Source organism: Streptomyces sp. GQ60, from assembly GCF_059758875.1.
The window spans coordinates 436,521-457,634 of the sequence record NZ_JCAXEG010000006.1; the positions used below are offsets into that span (position 1 = coordinate 436,521).

The following is a 21,114-nucleotide window of genomic DNA, read 5'->3' on the forward strand; positions in this document are numbered from 1 at the left end:
CTCCCCCGCGGCCAACGGGCCGAGGCATCCTGATCTTGCATTGCCGGAACAAGAAGGGGGTCCAGATGAACACCAACACCGCACATCCCGACATTGACGGCTGCACGTCGATCTGCGGCGACTGCGCGGCCGGTTACCGCAGGGCATTGCGCGAGGGCGGTTTATCGGGGACCGTTCCGAGGTGCCTGATCACTTTCGGCCTGCTGCGGAAGCCGGAGGGCTCCCCCGACCACCTCCCGGTACCTCCCTCGGTCGCCGCGATCACCCTCGCCCGGCCGATCAAGCGGGCCATCCTGGACCAGCGGGCCGCGCTCGACACGCTGATCGCCTCCCTCGCCCCGATGGACGCCGTCTACCGGCACGAACGCCGGCACCACCAGACCCACGTACAGCCGCTGATCGGCCGCGAGGTCATCGACACCGCCGTCCAGGAAGCCCTGGAGACCTGCTCGGAGGAGCTGCTCAGCGCGCACCCCGAGGGCGGCCGGCCCTCCGGCGCGCTCGCCGACGCGCTGCCCCGCGATCTCTCCCTGGCCGGCCGGGGAGTCCGCCAGCGCACGATCTACGGCCACACGGTCCGCGCGCACGGGCCGACGCTCGCCCACATGGAACGGATCACCCGGGAGGGCGCCGAGGTGCGGACGGTGGGCGAGAGGTTCGAGCGGCTGATCGTGTGCGACCGGTCGGCGGCGTTCATCGCGGTGCTCACCGAGGGCGGACATGACGCGTACGCCTTGGAAATCCGCGAAGCCGGCCTGATCCAGTACCTCACGAAGACCTTCGAAGCCGTGTGGGAACGGGCGGTCCCCGTCGAGTTCGACACGACGGGACAACGCCCGCCACAACTCACCGACGAAATCCAGCAGGCGATTCTCGAACTCATGGTGCGGGGGCATACGGACGAGGCCATTTCCAAGCGGCTCGGCCTGAGCACCCGCACCATCGGCGCGCACATCAAACGCGCCTCGACCCGCTTCGGCAGCCGCAGCAGGGCCGAACTCGGTTTCAGCCTCGCGAAGGCCGGAGTCCTCGACGCCGGCCGGAACGCGCCCGGGCCACCCGGGTCAGGCGCCCACCAGCGGGGAGCGTGACGCACTGCGCAGGGGTCCGTCGAGCTGGGCGAGGAGCCGCTCCAGACCGTGCAGATGCGCCAGCGCGGGCTCCGAGGCGCCGCGCGCGGGGTGCACGGCCTCGACGGCGGACCGGTGCTCCGCCTCCGCGGCGCGTTCCGCTTCCGGCGCCAGCAAGGCCTCTACGGCGGCCTCCACGCGCCAGCACGCCGCCGCGAGCCGGGCGTCGTGGCTCGCGTCCGGGTCCGCCGCCACCGCGACCAGCCCGCGGACCTCCACGGCGCACTCGTCGAGCAGCGCCAGCACCCGGCGGGCCCTGGCCTTGCGGCCGCGGTAGGGGCTCAGCGGGTGGACGAGCGGGGCCAGGGAGAGCCGTACCCGGCCCAGGAACAGTTCCAGCTCCGCGGCGTGCGGCGCCGGGTCGGCGACCGGGGAGCCGGCGAGCCGGGCCGCGGCCTCGGCCGTGCAGGTGCGCACACAGCGCAGCGCGCGCTGGATCCACAGGTCGTTGGTCGCGTGCGTGGTCACCGGGAGCACCAGGATCACGGCCAGCCCGGCGCACACCGCGCCGACGGCCGTCTGCTCCAGGCGCAGGACGAGCAGACCGGGATCGAGTACGCCCAGCAGTCCGTAGAGCAGGCCGGCCATCACCGTCACGGCCAGCATCATCCAGCTGTAGGACACGGCGGCGGTGTAGAAGATCCCGAAGACGCAGAGGGCCACCAGGACGGCCGTGGGAGCCGGCGCCCCGTTCAGCGGGATGGCTATCAGCACGCCCGCGCCGATCCCGAACACCGTGCCGAGGACCCTGCGGAAGCCGCGGACCAGGGTCTCCCCGCGCGAGGCCGTGTTGACGAAGATCCACCAGGCGGTCCCGACGGCCCAGTACCAGCGGTCTTCGGAGAGCACCTGCCCGATCGAGAGGGCGACGGCACAGGCGGCGGTCGCCTGGAAGGCCTGGCGGGTGGTGGGCCGGGCCAGCCCCCGGCCGGGCGGCGGCGCCGGTGCGGCGGGCGGCGGTGTGCGCCGCTCGATGGGCCAGAGCAGGAACCGCACCGCACTCGCGGCGGCCAGGGCCAGGCCGACCGCCGCGTACAGCTCCGGGAGCTGGGCGGGGACGGCATGGAGGAATTGCGTGATGAAGAAGTTCATGAACGCGAAGATCCCGAGCGCGTGTCCGCGCGGGCCCCATCGGCGGGCGTAGACACCGCAGAAGACGACGAGGAGGAAGGCCGCGTCACGGGCGAGGGGTACCCCGTGCAGGAGGGTGGCGAGGGCCAGTACCGGAAGCCCGGCCGTCGGCAGCAGCGCGGTCGTCACCGCTTGCCGGCGTACGGTCGCGTCGGTGACGGTGAAGAGGGCCAGCAGGGCCGCCAGTCCGCCGGTGATGGAGGCGGTCAGGGAAAGCCCGGCGAGTTCGGCCACGGCGACGGCCAGGCCGACGCCGATCACCGCACGGGACGAGTTCCTCAGCCTCACGCGCCCCGGATCCGGAGCCACAAACATTCTCTTCACGGCGGTCGGCCGCCCCCCTGTCTTGCCTCTCGCCGCACCGCGGGCCGCCCGGGGGTGGTGGGCGCGCGCAGACACGACGAAGGCACCGCGCTCCGGATCCGGCCTCGTTGCCGTCCGGCGCTGCGCGGCGCCGATTATGCATGGATAGGCCAAGGATAAGCATGTAAAGGGGCAGTGGCTCAACACATCACCGAGCGCCTGTGCCATTGGCCCAGTCATGAGGCGGTTCGGTCGGCCGGGCGGGGCCAGTGGCCGTGCCGCAGTCCCAGCACCTCGGAACCGGGCCGGCCGCCGCCTCCGGCCGACCCCCCGAGAGCATCCCGCGGCCGGCTCCTGGGCCCACCTCGGCCGGTCCCGGTCCCCTACTTCAGCCGCTCGGCCAGGGCCTGCGCGAACCGCAGTGCGCTGTCCTCGTCGAAGGACAGGTTCAGTGAGGGCTCGCAGAGCTCCATCTCCAGCACCATCGGGGTGCCGTCCACCCCGCGGACCAGGTCCGCCCGGCCGCAGACCAGGGGCCGCTCCAGTCCGAGGCGCGCCTGCGCGGCGGCCAGCGCGGCCGCGGCGACGGCTCGCTCGTCCTCGTCCGCGACGCGCCCCGTGCGGAAGTCGAGCGTCGGCACGTGCACGGTCCCGTCGGGCATGAGCATCGCGCCCTTGTGAATGGCGTGGCTGTACTCGCCGTCGAAGAAGGTCAGGTCGGTCTCACCGTGCCGGTCTACGGACTCCACGTAGGGCTGCAGGATGACGTGGCTGCCCCCCGCGAACAGACGGGCGATGTGCGCGGGAGCGTCGGCGGCCAGCGACCGGGCGTAGCGGCGGACGTCCTTCGAGTAGCAGCCGTCGGTCGGCTTCACGACGAAGGCGGCGGCCTGCGGGTGCGCCGCGAGGAAGCCGCGCACCGCCCCCGAACTCGTGGACCCTCAGGCGCACCCGCTCACGCGAGACCACCTCGGCGAAACCGACGTTGACGGTGGAGGGAAGGAAGGGCGCGTCCTGTACGGCCCGGCCCAATCGGCCCACCGGGGCGGCGGATACGTCGTCGACCTCGAGGACCGCGTGCGGGTTTCCCATCGAGACGGCCGCGAACCGTACCCGCCCCTCACCCTCCACGTCGGCCTCGTACAGCTCGCTCTCACGGTCGAAGCCGGTGAGGGGAAGGCTGGCGGGCGCGAAGTCCGGTACCGCCAGGGCGATGCTGAACGACGACGGGTCCAGCATCTCCACCGGAAGCGGGCCGCTCGGACTGTCCACGTCGAACCGGTATCCCGGGGCCAGGCCGGCCCGGACGGCCCAGGCCGCGACGCACCGGGCGCCGTTGCCGCACTGCCGGGAAGGGGAGCCGTCGGCGGTCCAGATGTCGAAGGACACCACGGCCCGCTGACTGCGCGGTTCCTTGATTCCCAGGATCATGTCGCTGCCGACGCCCGTGTGCCGGTCGGCGAGGGCGCGGCACAGATCGGGCGTGGGGTCCGGGGCCCCGCACAGGTCGAGTACGACGAAATCGTTCCCGGCGCCGTGCATCTTGGTGAAGGGCAGCGCCGCCGGAGCCGCGGCCGTGGCGCCTCTCACGCCCGCTCCGGCGACCGGTGGTCCCGGGCGCCCTCGAACGCCGGGGCCACCATGTCCAGAATGACGGACACGGCCCTTTCCCGGACTTCGGGGTCGCTGGGGGCGTTGAACTCCGCGAGTTCGACGCCGAGGAGCCGGGCCGGCGGAATCGCCTCGAAGATCGCCCGGATCTGCGTCGGCAGCATCCCGCCCGGGACGGTGTAGTCAGCGGGCACGCAGCCGGGTTCGAGGACGTCCCAGTCGATGTGGACCCAGACGGGGGCGTCCCCCACCGCGGCCGGGACCGCCTCCGCCGTCGCTTCCTCGGGAGGGATGACGCGGACGCCCGCCGTCCGGATGAGGTCGCGCTCGGCCTCGTCGATGTCGCGCGAGCCCACGAGGACGGCCTGTTCCGGCTGGAGTCCGGCGCCGTGCCCGCTGTCCCAGAGTCCGCACGCGGCGGACAGCACCATGCCGCCGAGATGGCCGCTGCCGGTGGTGTCCGGGGTGTTGAAGTCGCCGTGCCCGTCGATGTAGAGCACCACGGCGTCGGGGTGCTGCCGGGCGACCAGGGGCAGCGCGGCCAGGCTCGCCGAGCACGTGTTGGACACCAGCACCGTGAGGTTGTCGCCCCGCAGGCTCTCGGCGACGGCCTCGCCCAACCCGTTCAGGGTCTCCCGCGCTTCGGGCAGGCTGACGCTCCAGTCGTCGTCGACGGGCGGAGCGGGCTTGCCGACGTACCGGCCCGTGAGCCCGTAGCGCTCCTCCAGCGCCCGCGCGGTGCGCGCCGCGCCTTCGATTCCGAGCTGCGCGGCGTGCGGGGTCCCGTCGTAGCGGTCGATCCGGCTGCGGATGTTGGCCCGCACCTTGCGACCGCTGGGCGTATCGCCGGCGAACACGTCGAACCGTTCGCGGGTCGACCACGAGCACGAAGTGCCGCCCGAGGTTCCGGCTCCTGCGGACCTCGTGGGCGGGGCTGCTCATGTTCACGAACAGCGGCATTCCGTTGAAGCACATGGACCAGGACTCGGATTCGGGATTCGTGGCCACGTCTTCCGGCCAGGGTTCCGGGTCGATCTCGTGCAGCCTCTGGAGCACCCGCCAGCCGAAGGACTGGTAGGCCTCGACGGAGTGCGTTCCCACCGCGTCCGGTGAGAAGACCACGACGAGCGGATAGGCCGTGTCCAGTGCGCCGTCCCATCCCCGGGACAGCTCGACGTACTTTTGAGGCCCTCCCCCAGGTGCCGGACGCCGTCTTCCTCCGCGTCTTCCACGAAGATGAACTTGAGGAGGTCCTTCCGAAATGCGTTCCTCGAGAAGACGCACGGGAAGCCGGCGTCCGTAAGGCGGTTCCGCACGTCTTCGAAGGCGGCTTGGTGCCACGCCTTCGCATCCTCGAGAACATGGCCCCGGGAAACTAATCGGGTGGCCGCGTTCAGTCTGTTCAACACCGTGTCTCTTCCTTCGCGGAGATTCCCCGCCTGGTGCGCGGGCATCCGCACCGCCTTGGTGCGAAGAACTACGAAGAACTGAGCCCCTCGGGCGGGAAGCTGCGGCGTGCCGGGTGTGGCGAACGCTGCGCGAAGCCCGGGAGCGGATTCGAATCACGCGGAAGCCGCGGATCTACATCATGCTCCAAATGGCGCGCAAAGGCCCTCACGGAGAGGGGATTCATGCCGCCTCAACCGCGCGCTCTCGCCACATCCGTAGCTCACGGAAATGCACGGGAGGGGTCGGCAGGACGAGCAGAGGGATTCCTCGTGGTTGCCACGAGTTCCGAAATGAGTAAACGGCACGGCACGCTCAGCCGGAGTGTCAACTCCACTTTTTGCGGGTGCATGGCAGATCCGCCACTGAAATCCGACGCACGACCACTGCCCGATGGACACCCGTTCACCCATTCGCAATTCGAGGACTATGCCAATGACATTCAGGCATGTCAAACAAAAGGTTGGAGCGTCTCACCACCTGAACTCGGTGCAATCAAATGATGAATTTCAGCCATGATCACCAGCCTCTCCAAGGCCCGGCACGCGCGTCGATTCACCGAAGAGCCACCCCACACAAGGAGTTGTCGCGGCATGTCCATGCAACTGAAGGCCGCTTCGCCGGTCAGCCATCGATTCAATGGCCGGAAGTCGCAAACCAGAACCTTACACCCGCATCGAAGGCGCCAGCTCGGGTCGACCTTTAGAAGCAAGGCACATGAGGGGGCACTCCCTTCGGTGCACCTGCCGGAGTGCCAGAAATGCTCGTCATTGGTCGACAAGTAGTCGATTTCATGACCTCGTATGCGACAGACCGTCGTGTTAGCGTTTCAATCGTTGATCATTCGTCATGACGACGAAGCGGCAAGTACAGGAACCGGCGGATACACCACCTCCCCCGAGATTCCTGGGTTTCCCGGACTGGTGCCCCAACAATTGGACCCAGCCGTTCCGCCATGCGCGCCCTCACCCGCACTCGCCATCGCCGAGGCGTGGCAGAGCGGAACGCCATCAACCATTTCTTTGATCTCGACCAGCGTGCACCGCCGTGTGCTCGTTTGGGTTTGACGTGCGAAACACTGGGGGGAACATGTTCAATCCGTTGGTGCAGGGTCTCGTCGACCGTTGCCAGAATCCAGAGGATCCTGGAGTTCTCACGGACTGTGCCACCGGCAGGACCGTCTCGGCGCAGCAGTTCTGGGACGACTCGAAGCGAGTCGCGTACAAACTGCAACAGCTGGGTGTCACTCGGGGGGACCGGGTTGCCATCACCATGCCGGCGGGCGAGGTGTTCGCGCACATCATCTACGGATGCTTCGTCGTCGGAGCGGTGCCCGCCTTCGTCGACGCCGGCACGAGCAAAGAGGTCCTGGCGAAGTGTGTGGAGGAGCTGGAACCCGCCCTGTGGGTGAGTGCCGCTCCCGTCTCCGGTCACGAGACGTACCCGTCGGAGAAGTTCGACGTGCGGTACACCGTCCCGGTCGCCGGCGAAACGGTGAGCCCGCAAGACGCGCATCCGGACGACACCGTTCTCCTGCTCTACACGAGCGGGACCACAGGGTTGCCGAAGGGCGTTCCCTGGACCTGCTCCCAGCTGGCTTCGTACCTCCGCATACAGCGTGATTCCTATGCGCAGTTCGGAGTGCGATCCGAGTTCGCCTTCTTCTCCCACCTGGGCATCAAGGCCATCGCCATGGGGCGCCTGGCCGTCATTCCCGCCCTGCGGGAAACCCAGCCGGCCCTGCTCTCCATGGAGGACGCCGTCCTGCAGATGACGGCGCACGGCTGCGACTACGTCTTCGCCTCCCCGGTCTTCTGGCAGCGGCTCGCCGAGCACTGCGTCGCCGGTGACATCGCCGCGCCCCCGGTGAAGGTCGCGGCCACGGCGGGCGCGGCGGTGAACCAGGAGATGCTGGCGAACCTCGCGAACGTGATGCCGGAGGCGCGCCTCTACGTGCCCTACGCGAGCACCGAAGCCCTCATGCCCATCACGTTGATCGATGCCGCCACCCTGGCCGACCTGACCGAGCGGGGCACGAAGCAGGGCCGCGGGGTACCGCTCGGCCGCGCGGTCGGCACGCGCGTCGAGGTCATCGATTCCGGCGCCTCCGAGCTGCGCCAGATCACGGACGCGGACTTCCTCCAGCCTGGCGACATAGGCGAGTTGGTCGTCAGCGGGCCCCGGGTCACCACCGAGTACTTCCGGCGGCCCGAACTCACCGATTACGCCAAGCTGCGCCACACGGGCGATGGCTCGCTCTGGCACCGCATGGGCGACGTGGGCTTCGTGGACGAGAACTCCATGGTCTGGTTCCTGTGCCGCAAGAAGCACGTCGTCGACACGGCGTTCGGGCGGGTGTACCCCGATCAGCAGGAGCAGGTCTACAACCATCACCTCGGCGTGTACTCGTGCGCGGTGATCGCGGCTCCGGAAGCTCCGCGCGTTCTTCTGGTCCTGCCTGAATCCTCCCTGGGCCACGTGACGCAGGAAGACGTCGACGCGGTGGCCGAGCGCGTTTCCCTGCCGGTGCCCGAACTGCTCTTCTACCCGGGCGCGTTGCCGTCCGACAGGCGGCACAACAGCAAGATCGACCGCGAAGCACTCTCGGACTGGGCGTCGGTTCAGGGCAACCTCTGAAGGGTTAAGCAACATGTTTGCGGAACTGATGGAGTTCTACCTCGAGGCCTGCTCCGACAGGAAGCAGGTGACCGAGCACCTCGGAGAACTGCTCTCGAGTTTCCCCGAAAAGTCCATCATCGACTGCTCGGTGTGCACGGGGTTCATCACGCTCGACCTGATCCGTGAGGGTCACAGCATCATATGTACCGACGGAAGTGCCTCGATGCTGGAGCGGTTCGAGATCAATGCGGACGCTCTCGGCCTCGACACGAAGCCGGTCCTCCTGGACTGGGCGGACCTGGCCGGCACCTTCCCCGACGTGTTCGATCTAATGATCTGCCGCGGGAACTCTCTCGTGTACGCCAACGTCTGGGATGACGACCACCCCGTCGCCGACGCGTCCTCCATCGTCGGGCACATGAAGAGCATGTACGGCTCCTTGAAGCCGGGGGGCTTCCTGTACGTCGACATTCCCGCCGAGAGCGACCAGTCCCGTCCGGACGAGCGCATCCACCACGTGCCGTGCGAAATACGTAGCCGCCAGGTGTCCGTCTCCGAGTCCATCCGCGCGATTCCCGGCGCCGGCCTGCGGCGCTGGGACGTGCGGATGGAGATCGATGACGACGTCTTCGAGTTCACCCGCCACTCCCACGTCTTCGACGAGGAGCGCCTCCGGCTGGCCCTGGGGCAGGCGGGCTTCACGGAGGTCATGCCGCTTGAAGGCAACACCCTGCGCGACCACTACCAGGTGTTCACGGCGCGAAAGCCGTTCCCCAACGTGATGCGGCGGTTCACCCAGTCCGTGGCGGCCATGGCCTGAAGCCTTTCGCGGGCCCGGCTTGACGAGCACGTGAAAGAGAAGGCGCGCGAGCTGCGGCCGGCCCATTGCCCGGCCGGCCGCAGTTCGTGCTCCGCGGTTCCCGCCTCCTGGCGGGCGCGGCGCAGGCCCACGGGCGGAAAGCAGTGATCGTTGCATCTTCCAAAGAATCCGCCCCTCGCAGCCAGTTGACCCGTCACGGCGGCGACACAGAGGAGAATCGCATGACTTTCGCCAGTCGAACAAACTCGATGACGTGTGCTACGAAATCCGAGGGCCGGTCGTCGAGCGCGCCAACGCGCTGGAGGAGGCGGGCCACAGGGTGCTCCGGCTGAACACGGGCAACCCTGCGCTGTTCGGCTTCGAGGCACCTGAAGAGGTCGTGCAGGACGTGATCCGGATGCTGCCGCTCTCGCACGGCTACAGCGACTCGCGAGGAATCCTGTCCGCCCGCCGCGCGGTGGCCCAGCACTATCAGCAGCGGGGCTTCCCGGATGTCGACGTGGACGACGTCTTCCTCGGCAACGGCGTCTCCGAGCTGGTGTCGATGGCGGTTCAGGCCCTCCTGAACGACGGTGACGAGGTACTGATCCCAGCTCCGGACTTCCCGCTGTGGACGGCGGTCACCACGCTCGCCGGCGGCACGCCGGTCCACTACGTCTGCGACGAGCATGCCGACTGGCTGCCGGACCTGGCGGACATGGAATCGAAGATCACGGATCGCACCAAGGCGGTGGTGATCATCAACCCGAACAATCCCACCGGCGCCGTCTATCCGCCGGAGATTCTCGAGGGAATCCTCGAACTTGCCCGTCGCCACCACCTGATGGTGTTCGTCGACGAGATTTACGACAAGATCCTTTATGACGGTCTGGAACACACGGGCGCGGCGACGCTGGCACCAGACCTGGTGTGTCTGACGTTCAGCGGTCTGTCCAAGGCGTACCGAGTCGCAGGATTCCGCTCCGGATGGCTCGTCGTTTCCGGCCCCCGCGAGCACGCGAAGGGCTACCTCGAGGGCCTGTTCACTCTCGCCTCGATGCGACTGTGCCCCAACGTACCGGGCCAGCACGCCATCCAAGCCTCGCTCGGGGGGCGCCAAAGCATCCAGGATCTCGTTCTGCCCGGCGGCCGTCTCCACGAACAACGCAATCGTGCGTGGGAAAAGCTCAACGAGATTCCCGGCGTCTCCTGCGTCAAGCCCAAGGGGGCCCTCTACGCTTTCCCGCGCCTCGATCCCAAGGTGCACAAGATCCACGATGACGAGAAGTTCGTCCTCGACCTGCTGCTCCAGGAGAAGATCCAGGTCGTGCAGGGCAGCGGGTTCAACCTGGGCCGAACCGACCACTTCCGCATCCTGACGCTCCCCCGCGCCGATGTCCTCGAGGATGCGATCACCCGCATCGGCCACTTCCTGGACGGATACCGTCAGAGACGTCGAACTACGGCGTCATGACGATGAGTTGTCACCGGTGATGGTGGTTCCAGAAGCAAGAGGAGTACGAACACCTTGTCCATGCGAATGGTGATCCTGTGCGGTGGAGAAAGCGCCGAGCGGGAAGTCTCTCTGGCCTCGGGCGGTTCGGTCGCCCGGGCCCTGCTGGAGCGCGGCCACGAGGTGGTCCTGGTGGACCCCGCCGCCAAGGTGCCGGTCCTGGCAGGACCGCTGCGGGGCGGTGATGTGGTGGACCTGTTCGAGGTGGGCAAGGAGCCGCCCTCCGCGGCGGGCCGGCAGCGGCTGCGCGAGCGCATGCGCGCCGCTCTGACCGCCGGCCCGGTCCTGGAGCTCCTCCAGGGGGCGGACCTCGCGTTCCTCGCGCTGCACGGCGGCTGGGGTGAGGACGGGACGGTGCAGGACCTCCTGGGTGCGGCGGGCGTCCGCTTCACCGGCGCGGGCAGCTCGGCCTGCGCGGCGGCCTGGCACAAGGACCGGGCGCAGGCGGCGCCGGCCGCGGCGGGTCTGCCGGTCGCCGAGCGGGCTCTGTGGCGGCCGGGCGCCGGCGAGGTCCCGGAGGAGGTGCGGCGGCTGGTGGCCGCGGGACCGGTGGTGACGAAGCCGGTGGCGGACGGGTCGAGCGTGTCCGTGACCCGGGTCGACTCCCCCGCCCAGCTGGCCCGCATGGCCGCCGAGGCGGGACCGGACGAGGTCGAGCTCCTGGTGGAGCCGTTCCTGCCGGGGCGGGAGTTCACGGTCGCCGTGGTGGGTGACCAGGTCCTCCCCGTGGTCGAGATCGAGCTGACCACACCGCTGTTCGACTACACGGCCAAGTACCAGCCCGACGGTGTGATGGAGGTGTGTCCGGCGCGGGTTCCGGCCGAGTTCGCGTCCCGGCTGCAGGATCTGGCGCTGCGCGCGCACGAGGCACTCGGCTTCGGCAGCGGCACCTACTCGCGTACCGACTTCCGCAGTGACGCCTCCGGCGAACCGATGTGCCTGGAGGTCAACGCACTTCCGGGCCTGACGACGACGAGTCTGCTGCCCCTGGCGGCAGGCGGTGCGGGGTGGACCTACCCGGACCTGATCGAGCGCCTCGTGGAGCTCGCGGCGAGCTGATGCACGGCGGCCGGGGGCGTCAGCCGTCTGCCCGACACCCCCCGGCCGCCCGATCGCGACCGGCACACGCAGCACCCCGAACCGCTTGATCCTGCTTGGAGTTGATCGCTACCTCGAACCGTTTCGGCGGATCATGAAGGCAGACGGCAGCGTGATCGCACGGCAGCAGCAGGTCCCGCCCCGGGCCAACGGCACGCTCCTCGCCGCGCTCGGTGTCGCCGCCTTCTCCCTGAGCTTTCCGGGGACGGTCTGGGCCCTCGACGGCTTCGGCCCCTGGAGCGCCGCCGGAGTACGCGGAGTCATAGCCGCCGTCATGGCCCTGGTGGCACTGCTCTGGGCGAGGGCCCCCCGGCCGGCCCGCTCCGACCGGTTCCCGCTCGCGGTGGTCGCCCTCGGGTGCGGCATCGGATTCCCGGCTCACGACCCTCGCCCTGCAGACCTCGTCCACCGCCCACTCGGCGGTCGTCATCGGGGTACTGCCGATGGCCACGGCGACGGTCTCCGCCCTCCTGACCCGGCGCAGCCCCTCGAAGGTGTTCTGGGCCGCCGCGGGCACCGGCGCGCTGGCCGTCATCGCCTTCACCCTGGCCCAGAACCACGGGCAGCCCACGGCCGGGGACCTCTACCTGTTCGCCGCCATCCTCGTCTGCGCGGCCGGCTACGCCGAGGGCGGACGTCTCGCCGCACATCTGCCGGGGTGGCAGGTCATCGCCTGGGGCGTCGTGCTCGCCGCTCCGGTCAATCTCGCCGTATCGGTGTGGGCGTTGCCCCAGGAGCCCGTCCACCTGACGGTGAAGGCCGTGCTCGGGATGGCGTACATCGCCGCGGTCTCGCAGTTCGGGGCGTTCGTCCTCTGGTACCAGGGCATGGGCCGCATCGGAGTCCCCCGCGCCAGTCAGCTCCAGCTCGCGCAGCCCCTGCTGACCCTCGGCTGGGCCGTGCTGCTGCTCGGCGAGGAGCTCGGCCGGGCAGCCCCGCTGACGGCCGTCGTCGTGCTCGCCTGCATCATCGTCACGCAGCGGGCCAGAGCCTCCTGACGGCCGGCGTCCCAGGGGCTGTCCGACGGCAGGGACCGCCCACACCCAGGGCCCCGGATCGAGATGGCGGCCGGTCAGGTGTGCTCGGTCGGGACGCACAGGACCGGGACCGGGGAGAGGTGCAGGAGTTTGTGCGGGGTGGATCCGAGCAGGGCGCCGCGGATCGGGCTGTCGCCCCAGCTCCCCACGATGATCACCCGGGCACCGTGCCGCTCGGCGGCGTCGAGCAGCGCCTGGGCCGGTTTCGCGTCGGCCACCTCGACCGTGGACGGCACTCCCGCCTCGTCGGCGGCCTCCACCGCGCGGGAGAGCGCGCTGCGGCCGGCCTCCCGTACGGCCTCCCGGTGCGCGCGGTACTCCTCGCCGGTGGGGCCCGGGGCGGCGGCCCCGTAGACGAGGACGAGCGGCTCGCCGAAGGCGGCGGCCACCTCCAGGGCCACGCGCAGGGCGCGCTCGGCGCCGGGCGACTCGTCGTACCCGAGGACGACGGACATCGGGGCTCCTCTCCGGCTTCCGGTCAGCAGTGCGGGACTACGGGACTGCGGGTCTACGGGATTCAGGGCTTCGGGGGCTTCGGCGCTTCAGGCGTTCGGGGCTTCTTGGCCGCGTGGACGAGCGCCGGGTCGGCGACCCCGCGCCGCTCCTGCCAGAAGCGGCCGTCCCTGATCCGCCAGAAGCACATGACGAGCACGCCGACGACGGCGATGCCGATCCCGATGACCAGCGGCGGGCCGAGGCCGAACCAGGAGACGCCGCTCGCCGAGTTCTCCGGGTCGGACATGTCGTCGACCGACTGCACGAGCAGCCACGCCAGCAGGCCGGCTCCGAGGACCGGGCCGAGGCCGATCAGCAGGAAGTTGTGGACGCTCTCCAGCAGGTGGCGGCGGTAGTAGACGGCGCAGGCCAGGCCGGTGAGCGCGTAGTAGAAGGAGATCAGCAGGGAGAGGGCGGTCAGGGAGTCCAGGAGGGCGTTCTCACTGATCTGGTTGACGGCGAGGTACCAGGCGATGGCGATGCCGGCCACCCACCAGGTGCTCACGTCCGGGGTGCGGAACCGGGGGTGGATGTGCGAGAGGTTCGGCGGCAGCGCGTGCCGGCGGGCCATGGAGAGGGCGGTTCGGGAGGCGGGGATGATCGTGGTCTGGGTGGAGGCGAGCGCGGAGGTGCAGACGGCGAGCAGGACGACCCAGTCCCAGCCGCCCATGACCTCGTGCGCGAGGACCGCGAAGACCGCCTCCTCCTCCGCGGCGTTCTCGGAGAGGAACTTCGTCCCGGCGTAGCCGACGACCGCGAAGCCCACGGACAGGTACGTCACGAGCAGGACGACGGTGGACCAGATGCCGGCCTTGCCGGGTGCGGTGGCCGAGTTCTCGACCTCCTCGGTCAGGTTGACCGCCGACTCCCAGCCCCAGTAGATGAACACGCCGAGCAGCAGTCCGCCCGTGAGGGCGGCGCCGCCCGCGCCGAAGGGGTTGAGCCACTCGAGCGCCGGTCTGGTGCCGTCGAGGCTGCTGGTGCCCGCGTAGACGCGGTAGAGGGCGACGACGGCGAACACCAGCAGGAAGAAGACCTGGGCGAGGATCAGGACGTCCTGGAGCCGGGCCGACATCTCGGTGCCGATGACGCAGACGGCCGTCATGGCCAGGATCACGGCGACGGTCAGGCTCTGGCGCAGTGCCTCGTTCGCCGCCCAGTTGTCGAGACCGGCGGCGAGCAGCCCGAAGTGGACGGCCACGTCGGCCAGCGAGCCGATGACGAGGACGCCGGTCATCGCGATGGCCCAGCCGCCGAGCCAGCCCGCCCAGGGGCCCATGGCGCGCGTCACCCACGAGAAGGTGGTCCCGCAGTCCTGGTCGACCTTGTTGAGGTAGTAGAAGGCGGCGGCGATCAGCAGCATCGGGACGAAGGAGGCCAGCATGACGCCGGGTGCGTAGATGCCGGCGAGTGCCACGATCGGCCCGATGACCGCGGCCAGGGAGTAGGCGGGCGAGGTCGAGTTCAGGCCGATGACGAGCGCGTCGAGGAAGCCGATCGCGTTGGCCTTGAGCCCGGGTTCAGCGGCGCCGGTGCCGGCCGGGTCCGTGACGGCCCTCGCTCCCGGTTGCGGCCCCGGAACGGGTTCCGGGGGCTCAGGGGGCACTCCGTCCGAGCCATGGTGGGCCATGTACGCATCGTCACGCAGACGGGGCCGGCGCGCGACGCGGGGAGCGTCACGGGAGCCTCAGGGGCGGGTGTTCCAGCCCGCGACGACGGGAAGGCCGTGTTCCGTGGACAGCATGCTGAAGGTGCCCGTACGGAGCAGGAAGAGGCGTCCTACCTCGGGCGGCAGACCGAGGTAGCGGGCGGTCAGCACCCGCAGCAGGTGCGCGTGGGCCACCAGGACGACATTGCCCCGGTCGGCGCGCAGCACCTCGGCCGTCCGGGCGAGCACCCGGTCCGCGCGGGCGCCGACCTGCGCGGCGTTCTCGCCGGGGTGCTCCTCGTCGCCGGGCGGTACCCCGTCGGTCCACAGGGACCAGCCGGGTCGCTCGCGCAGGATTTCGGCGGTGGTGACGCCCTCGTAGCCGCCGTAGTCCCACTCGTACAGGTCGGGGTCGGTGACCGCGCCGGTCAGGCCGGCGAGTTCGGCGGTGGCGGCGGCCCGGCGCAGCGGGCTGGTCAGGACCAGGGCGGGGCTGCGGTCACGGAAGTACGGGAACAGCGAGATGGCCTCCTCCACGCCGCGCGGGGTCAGCGGCAGGTCGGTGCGCCCGGTGTGCCGTCCGGTAGCGCTCCAGGCGGTCTCGCCGTGCCTGACCAGCAGCAGATCGCTCACTCTCCGGACCCTAGTCGCTGCGGCACCCGACCGCAGGCCGGCGGTCCGTGCGGCGCCTCGGTGCGGAGGGACCGCCGGAGGGAAATCGATGCGCAAGCGGTGCAAGTTGGCCGACGGGGCCGCCCTCGCGAGGCTCGGGGCATGGACGACCAGGACGACACCCGGCTGGCGGCGGGTTTCACGGCGGGCGACGAGGACTGCGTGGCGGTGGTCTACCGGCGCTGGCGGCCGCTGGTGCACGCGCTCGCGAGGCGCGCCCTCGGTGACGAGCGGGAGGCCGAGGACGTGACCCAGCAGGTCTTCCTCGCCGCGTGGCGGGGCCGTGCCGGGTACCGGCCCGGACCGGGCGGCCTCGGGGCCTGGCTGACCGGCATCACCCGGCACAAGGTGGCCGACGCCCTGGAGGCCCGCACCCGGCGGGCCCGGGTGGTCGAGGCGGCCGCGCGCGTCTGCGCCCGGGGCCGTCCGGAACCGGAGCCGGGGCCGGAGCGTGCCGTGGAACGCGTGCTGCTGCTCGGCGAGTTGGCGCGCCTGCCGTCGGCGCAGCAGCGGGTGCTGCGGCTCGCGTTCTACGCGGACCTGACCCAGTCGCAGATCGCGGACCGCACCGGGCTCCCGCTCGGTACCGTCAAGAGCCACATGCGGCGGGCGCTGCACCTCCTGCGGCAGTCCCTGGAGCAGCCCTTGGAGCGGTCCTTGGAGCAGACCTTGGAGCCCGGAGTGCGACAACCGATTCGATGACGGCCAGCCCCGAGCGGAGCCCGAACAGCCGCTCGGCCCGGGCGGCCGGGACCGCGGCTCCGGAGCCCCAGCCGGGCCCGGCGAGCAGCAGCACCGAGTGCCCGCGGGCGCCGCGCGGGCCCCACTCGATGCCCGCCACCGACCTGGCGAGCGCCGCGTCCGCGGTCGTACGGGACTGCGCCCACAGGACGACGGCCCGCGGCCCCGTCCGCCGGACGGCCTCGCACAGGGCGTCGGCGGGCAGGGCCGCTCCGAACATCCGCACCGGCACGCACCGTTCGCCGAGGGCGGCGGCCAGCGCCTCCATCGGCAGGCTGTGCTGCTCCCCGGGTGCGCACGCCAGCAGCACGGGCGGAGCCGGGACCGGCTCCGGGGCGGGCCGGATCCGGTGCAGGGCCGCGGAGACGTACCAGGACAGGAGGTGTTCGACCTCGACGTAACGCTCACCGGCCGAGGCCCACTTGCGGCCCACCGCGTGCAGGGTCGGCGCGATGACCTCTTCCCAGGCGGTGACCGGGCCCAGCTCCGCGAGCACGGCCGCCAACAGGTCCTCCACGGCCGGCGCGTCCAGCCGTACGGCGGCCCGCGCGAGCCCCCTGCACTCCGGGCGGACGTCCCCGAGGCGCAGCGCGCGCGGCCCGCCGGGGGTCGCGGCTGCGGCGGGAGCCGCCGCGGACGGGGTGTCCCGTGCGGCGCCCCGGGCCACCCGGGCGGCCTCGGACGGGGGTGCGCCCTGGGCGGTGAGCCGGCACATCAGCTCCAGCCGGGCGATGTCCCCGGGGGTCCAGCGCCGGTGCCGGCCCTCTTCGCGGCGGGCCGGGCCGATGGCGTAGCGGCGCTCCCAGGAGCGCAGCGTGGTCGGCGAGACTCCTAGGCGCCGGGCGACGGCGCCGGTGCCGAGCGCGACGGGCGGGGGCTGGGACTGGGGCTGGGGCTGCGGGTGTTCGGGCTCCACCTCTCCACCGTACGGCGCGGCGGGGCGGCGGGCGGTCACCCGGATCCCGGGCCCACCCCGCGGCCCCTGCGGAAGCGGTCGAGGCCGTCGGCGAGGCCGACCACCGGGTCGGGGTAGTCGTAGCCCGCCCGTTCGAGGCCGGGGAGCCGCCAGGGCTCGTGGACGCGGGGTGCGGGGAGTCCGGCCAGTTCGGGGACCCAGCGGTGGACGTAGCCGCCGTCGGGGTCGTAACGCAGGCCCTGGCGCACCGGATTGAGGACCCGATTGGGTCGGGTGTCGGTGCCGGTGCCCGCCACCCACTGCCAGTTGAGCTGGTTGTTGGCGAGGTCTCCGTCGACGAGGAGTTCCATGAAGTGGCGTGCTCCGACGCGCCAGTCGACGTACAGGGTTTTGCTGAGGAAGCTCGCGGCCAGCAGCCGGCCGCGGTTGTGCATCCAGCCCTCGTGGGCCAGTTGGCGCATGGCCGCGTCGACGACCGGATAGCCGGTGCGGCCCTCCTTCCAGGCCCGGGTCTCCTCCTCGGCGGCGGGGCCGGTGCGCCAGCGGTCGCCCCGGTCCCGGTAGTCCGCGGCGGCGGCCCCGGGCCTGGCCGCGAGCACCTGGTGGTGGAAGTCGCGCCAGCACAACTGCCGTACGAAGGCCTCCGCGCCGGGGCCACCGGCGGCGCGGGCGCGGTGTACGGCCTCGGTGGGCGAGAGCGTGCCGAAGTGCAGGTGCGGGGAGAGCCGGGAGGTGGCGTCGCCGGCCAGGTCGTCGTGGATCTCGGGGTAGCGGTCGATGCCGGAGCGCAGCCACCCTGCCAGCAGTCGGCGCGCCTCGGGCTCCCCGCCCGGGGCGAGGCCCGGGGAGGTGCCGGCGACGGCGGCGCGCTCGGGCAGGGGCTCGGAGCGGATCGCGTCGGGCACCGGGACGGCGCGGGGCGCGGCGGCGGCGGTTCGCAGGGGGTGCTCCGACCAGCGGCGGTGGTACGGGGTGAAGACGGCGAAGTGGTCGGACCCGGTGGACCCGGAGGGAGTGACGGCCCCGGGGGCGACCACGGTGATCACGGTGTCGTGGACGTGGAACCGCCGGCCCTCGGCTTCGAGGGCCTCGCGCAGCCGCTCCTCCCGGGCGTGGGCGTAGGCGCTGACGCCGGCCGCCATGTGCACCTCGTCGGCGTCGGCCTCCCGTACGAGGGCCATGGTCGCGGCGACCGGATCGCCGGACCGTACGACGAGGCGGCCGCCGCGGGAGCGCAGCCCGGCGTCGAGGCCGGCGAGGCAGTCGGCGAGGAAGGCGGACCGGTTGGGCGGGGCGGCGACGGCCGGGTCGCGCACGAAGAGCGGCACCACCTGCTCGGAGGAGGACAGGGCGGCCCGCAGCGGCGGATGGTCGTGCAGCCGGAGGTCGGAGGTGTAGAGGACCACCGCGACGTTCATGGGGTTCGCTCCGCGTGAGGGGGGACGTGGGGACGGTGTCGTGAGGTACTTCGCCGCCGGACCCGCTCCCGGATGCGGGGCACTGCCGCGGGCGGAATGAAGCCCGTCCGAAACCCCCCTACGGCCTGGCCGACGGCACGGCCGGGACGGCGGCCGCAGCCGGGTCGGACGGACGAGTAGCCGGTAACCGGCCGGAAGGGAATGGAATATGACATTCCGTCACAAAGCCGTGACATGGAACGGACGCGTCCATGCCATCCGCTTCCTAGATTCGTCACAGCAGCCCGCCCGGACTCGTGGTCCCGCACCGAGCACGCGGCATGCGGCCCTTTCCTTCCCGCCAGGCCCGCGAGGCCGTCCCCATTCCACGGAGTCGCTCATGTCCTTCCGCACATCCCGCCGCACCCTCCTGCGCACCGCTGCCGTCACCAGCGCCCTCACCGCAGCCGCACTCGCCCCGGCTGCCGTGGCCTCCGCCGACAGCACGTCGCCCCCTTCGAAGTGCGTGGTGGTCAAGGAAGCCTCGATCGGCGCCGGTACCGCCGCGGTGATGACCATCGCCCCCTCGGGGCCGTCCGTCTCCTTCAAGGACGGGGGAAGCGGCAAGGCGCTCGCCTGGCGGCTCGACCGCACGCACCCGAAGCTCCCCGCGAACGCCGGATTCCTCGCCGAGATCCTCGACCCGAACGGCCCCGCCCCGAAGCTCCGCACCAACATGGAGGGCGGCGGCCACAAGGCGAGCGTCAAGGACTTCCCCAAGCTCCCCAAGGGCTGCACCTTCGACCACGCCACGGGCGCCGGCAAGGGCAAGGGCCAGACCAAGGACGTGCCCAAGGGCGGCGTCGCCGCCGGAGCCGAATACGGGCAGGGCACCGACCCGGCACTGATCGCGGCGGGCGGTGCGGTGGCCGCGGTGGCCGCCGCGGGTCTGGGCTTCGCCGTCAAGCGCCGCCGGGCGGCAGAGGCCGGCCGCTGATCCCCCGCCCACGGGGCTACGCCGCACCCTCGTCGGCATCGTCCGCGCGCTCCGCCGCGCGGGCGATGTTGCGTGCCATGCCGCCGAAGACGACGGCGTGGAACGGTGACACGCTCCACCAGTACAGATGGCCGAGCAGGCCGTGCGGATGGAACAGGGCCCGCTGGCGGTAGCGGGATCCGGACTCCCCCGGGGACGGCGGATCGGCGTACAGCTCCAGCCAGGCCAGCCCGGGCAACCGCATTTCCGCGCGCAGCCTCAGCAGCCGGCCCGGTTCGATCTCCTCCACCCGCCAGAAGTCCAGGGAGTCCCCCACCCGCAGCCGGGCCGCGTCCCGGCGGCCGCGCCGGATGCCGACTCCGCCGACGAGCCGGTCCAGCCAGCCCCGTACGGCCCAGGCCAGCGGAAAGGAGTACCAGCCGTTCTCGCCGCCGATGCCCTCCACCACCCGCCACAGCGCCTCGGCCGGGGCCTCGACGGTCAGCTCCCGGCGGTCGGTGTAGAGGCTGCCGCCCGCCCAGTCGGGGTCGGTGGGCAGCGGGTCGCTCGGCGCGCCCGGGACGGCGGCGGAGGACCAGCGAGTGGTCACCTCGGCCTCGCGGATCCGCCGGAGGGCCAGCGCGAGGGCCTCGTCGAAGCCGACGGGCGAGCCCGGCGGGTCCGGGACGTGCACCGCGATGTCGTGCTCCGCGCACACCACCTCGTGCCGCAGGGATTCGGCGAGCGGCCGGGCCAGCGCCCTCGGCACGGGGGTGACCAGGCCGATCCAGTGGCTGGACAGCCTCGGGGTGAGCATCGGAACCCGCAGGATGAGGCGGGCGGGCAGCCGCGCGACGGCGGCGTAGCGGCGCATCATCTCCTCGTACGTGAGCACGTCGGGCCCGCCGATGTCGAAGGCCCGGTTCACCTCGGGCGGCATGCCGGCACTGCCGACGAGGTAGCGCAGCACGTCGCGGACGGCGATGGGCTGGCAGCGGGTGCCGACCCAGCTCGGGGTGACCATGACGGGCAGCCGTTCGGTCAGGTAGCGCAGCATCTCGAAGGAGGCGGACCCGGACCCGATGACGACGGCGGCGCGCAGCACGGTCGCCGGAACGGCCCCGGCGAGGAAGATCTCCCCGACTTCGGCGCGGGAGCGCAGGTGGGGCGAGAGGGACCGCACGGGGATGTCCCCGGGGGTGAGGCCGCCGAGGTAGACGATGCGGCGGACCCCGGCGGCGCGGGCCTCGTCCGCGAACGCCCGGGCGGCGTCCCGGTCGCGTTCCTCGAAGCGGGATCCGGTGCCGAGGGAGTGCACGAGGTAGTAGGCGACGTCGATGCCGGTCATCGCCCCGGCGAGGGACGAGGGGTCGGTGACGTCTCCCCGGACGATCTCGGCGTCCCCGGCCCAGGGATGGTCGCGCAGTTTCTCCGGCGCGCGGGCCAGGCAGCGGACGCGGTGCCCGGCGGCCAGGAGTTCGGGTACGAGGCGTCCGCCGATGTATCCGGTGGCCCCGGTGACCAGGCAGTTCTTGCCCGTCATGGCTGTCTCCGCTCTTCGTGCCCTGTTCCTCGGTACCCC

17 protein-coding genes and 2 pseudogenes are annotated in these 21,114 nt (G+C 71.4%); 8 read left to right on the top strand and 11 right to left on the bottom strand.

Features of this window, described 5'->3' with window-relative positions; genetic code table 11:
• Positions 1-65: 65 nt before the first annotated feature.
• Complete coding sequence (locus AC6CKD_RS18375) at positions 66-1,091, top strand: LuxR C-terminal-related transcriptional regulator (protein WP_498328540.1); 1,026 nt, start codon at positions 66-68, stop codon at positions 1,089-1,091.
• Here AC6CKD_RS18375 and AC6CKD_RS18380 read toward each other — a convergent pair.
• The 5 genes and pseudogenes from AC6CKD_RS18380 to AC6CKD_RS18400 all read right to left on the bottom strand — a co-directional run.
• Positions 1,065-2,576, bottom strand: a complete 1,512-nt coding sequence (locus AC6CKD_RS18380) for an FUSC family protein (RefSeq protein WP_498328612.1) — start codon at positions 2,574-2,576, stop codon at positions 1,065-1,067. The two genes, AC6CKD_RS18375 and AC6CKD_RS18380, sit on opposite strands and share 27 nt — an antisense overlap.
• 371 nt (positions 2,577-2,947) lie before the next feature.
• Complete coding sequence (locus AC6CKD_RS18385) at positions 2,948-3,484, bottom strand: hypothetical protein (RefSeq protein ID WP_498328616.1); 537 nt, start codon at positions 3,482-3,484, stop codon at positions 2,948-2,950.
• Between the two features lie 55 nt (positions 3,485-3,539).
• Positions 3,540-4,106, bottom strand: a pseudogene (gene dapF, locus AC6CKD_RS18390) (diaminopimelate epimerase); the annotation flags it as partial.
• 44 nt (positions 4,107-4,150) lie between these two features.
• Positions 4,151-5,032 (bottom strand): arginase family protein, encoded by an 882-nt coding sequence (locus AC6CKD_RS18395; protein ID WP_498328541.1) that lies wholly within the window; start codon positions 5,030-5,032, stop codon positions 4,151-4,153.
• A 16-nt stretch (positions 5,033-5,048) separates the two neighbouring features.
• Positions 5,049-5,741, bottom strand: a pseudogene (locus AC6CKD_RS18400) (YqcI/YcgG family protein); the annotation flags it as partial.
• A gap of 969 nt (positions 5,742-6,710) precedes the next feature.
• On the opposite strand from AC6CKD_RS18400, the gene AC6CKD_RS18405 reads away from it, so the two are divergent.
• The 5 genes from AC6CKD_RS18405 to AC6CKD_RS18425 all read left to right on the top strand — a co-directional run bounded on the left by AC6CKD_RS18405 (position 6,711) and on the right by AC6CKD_RS18425 (position 12,648).
• Positions 6,711-8,258 carry an AMP-binding protein gene (locus tag AC6CKD_RS18405; RefSeq protein ID WP_498328542.1) on the top strand — a complete coding sequence of 516 codons (1,548 nt, stop codon included), beginning with the start codon at positions 6,711-6,713 and terminating at the stop codon, positions 8,256-8,258.
• A 13-nt stretch (positions 8,259-8,271) separates the two neighbouring features.
• The gene (locus tag AC6CKD_RS18410) at positions 8,272-9,060 is read left to right on the top strand and encodes a class I SAM-dependent methyltransferase (RefSeq protein ID WP_498328543.1); all 789 of its coding nucleotides are present in this window, start codon (positions 8,272-8,274) and stop codon (positions 9,058-9,060) included.
• A gap of 166 nt (positions 9,061-9,226) precedes the next feature.
• On the top strand, positions 9,227-10,513 hold the full coding sequence (locus tag AC6CKD_RS18415; protein ID WP_498328613.1) for a pyridoxal phosphate-dependent aminotransferase: 1,287 nt from the start codon (positions 9,227-9,229) through the stop codon (positions 10,511-10,513).
• Positions 10,514-10,573: 60 nt separating this feature from the next.
• The gene (locus AC6CKD_RS18420; RefSeq protein WP_498328614.1) at positions 10,574-11,611 is read left to right on the top strand and encodes a D-alanine--D-alanine ligase family protein; all 1,038 of its coding nucleotides are present in this window, start codon (positions 10,574-10,576) and stop codon (positions 11,609-11,611) included.
• Positions 11,612-12,093: 482 nt separating this feature from the next.
• Positions 12,094-12,648, top strand: coding sequence for a DMT family transporter (locus tag AC6CKD_RS18425; protein ID WP_498328544.1), 555 nt, complete (start codon positions 12,094-12,096; stop codon positions 12,646-12,648).
• Between the two features lie 74 nt (positions 12,649-12,722).
• Here the strand turns inward: AC6CKD_RS18425 and AC6CKD_RS18430 are convergent, their stop codons facing one another.
• From AC6CKD_RS18430 to AC6CKD_RS18440, 3 genes are all read right to left on the bottom strand, one after another.
• Positions 12,723-13,142 (bottom strand): universal stress protein, encoded by a 420-nt coding sequence (locus tag AC6CKD_RS18430; protein WP_478687905.1) that lies wholly within the window; start codon positions 13,140-13,142, stop codon positions 12,723-12,725.
• Between the two features lie 62 nt (positions 13,143-13,204).
• Positions 13,205-14,812, bottom strand: coding sequence for an APC family permease (locus AC6CKD_RS18435; protein WP_498328545.1), 1,608 nt, complete (start codon positions 14,810-14,812; stop codon positions 13,205-13,207).
• A 57-nt stretch (positions 14,813-14,869) separates the two neighbouring features.
• On the bottom strand, positions 14,870-15,463 hold the full coding sequence (locus AC6CKD_RS18440) for a histidine phosphatase family protein (RefSeq protein ID WP_498328546.1): 594 nt from the start codon (positions 15,461-15,463) through the stop codon (positions 14,870-14,872).
• Positions 15,464-15,604: 141 nt separating this feature from the next.
• Between AC6CKD_RS18440 and AC6CKD_RS18445 the strand changes: the two genes are divergently transcribed.
• Positions 15,605-16,204 carry an RNA polymerase sigma factor gene (locus tag AC6CKD_RS18445; RefSeq protein ID WP_498328547.1) on the top strand — a complete coding sequence of 200 codons (600 nt, stop codon included), beginning with the start codon at positions 15,605-15,607 and terminating at the stop codon, positions 16,202-16,204.
• On the opposite strand, the gene AC6CKD_RS18450 is transcribed toward AC6CKD_RS18445, so the two are convergent.
• Entirely contained in the window at positions 16,092-17,159 is a 1,068-nt protein-coding gene (locus AC6CKD_RS18450) for a MerR family transcriptional regulator (RefSeq protein WP_498328548.1), read from the bottom strand. The genes AC6CKD_RS18445 and AC6CKD_RS18450 overlap by 113 nt on opposite strands.
• Positions 17,160-17,194: 35 nt before the next feature.
• The gene (locus AC6CKD_RS18455; protein ID WP_498328549.1) at positions 17,195-18,577 is read right to left on the bottom strand and encodes a cryptochrome/photolyase family protein; all 1,383 of its coding nucleotides are present in this window, start codon (positions 18,575-18,577) and stop codon (positions 17,195-17,197) included.
• A gap of 379 nt (positions 18,578-18,956) precedes the next feature.
• On the opposite strand from AC6CKD_RS18455, the gene AC6CKD_RS18460 reads away from it, so the two are divergent.
• Positions 18,957-19,553: a hypothetical protein gene (locus AC6CKD_RS18460; RefSeq protein WP_498328550.1), complete on the top strand. Its 597-nt coding sequence runs from the start codon at positions 18,957-18,959 to the stop codon at positions 19,551-19,553.
• A 16-nt stretch (positions 19,554-19,569) separates the two neighbouring features.
• Here the strand turns inward: AC6CKD_RS18460 and AC6CKD_RS18465 are convergent, their stop codons facing one another.
• Positions 19,570-21,075, bottom strand: coding sequence for an SDR family oxidoreductase (locus tag AC6CKD_RS18465; protein ID WP_498328551.1), 1,506 nt, complete (start codon positions 21,073-21,075; stop codon positions 19,570-19,572).
• Positions 21,076-21,114 lie beyond the last annotated feature (39 nt).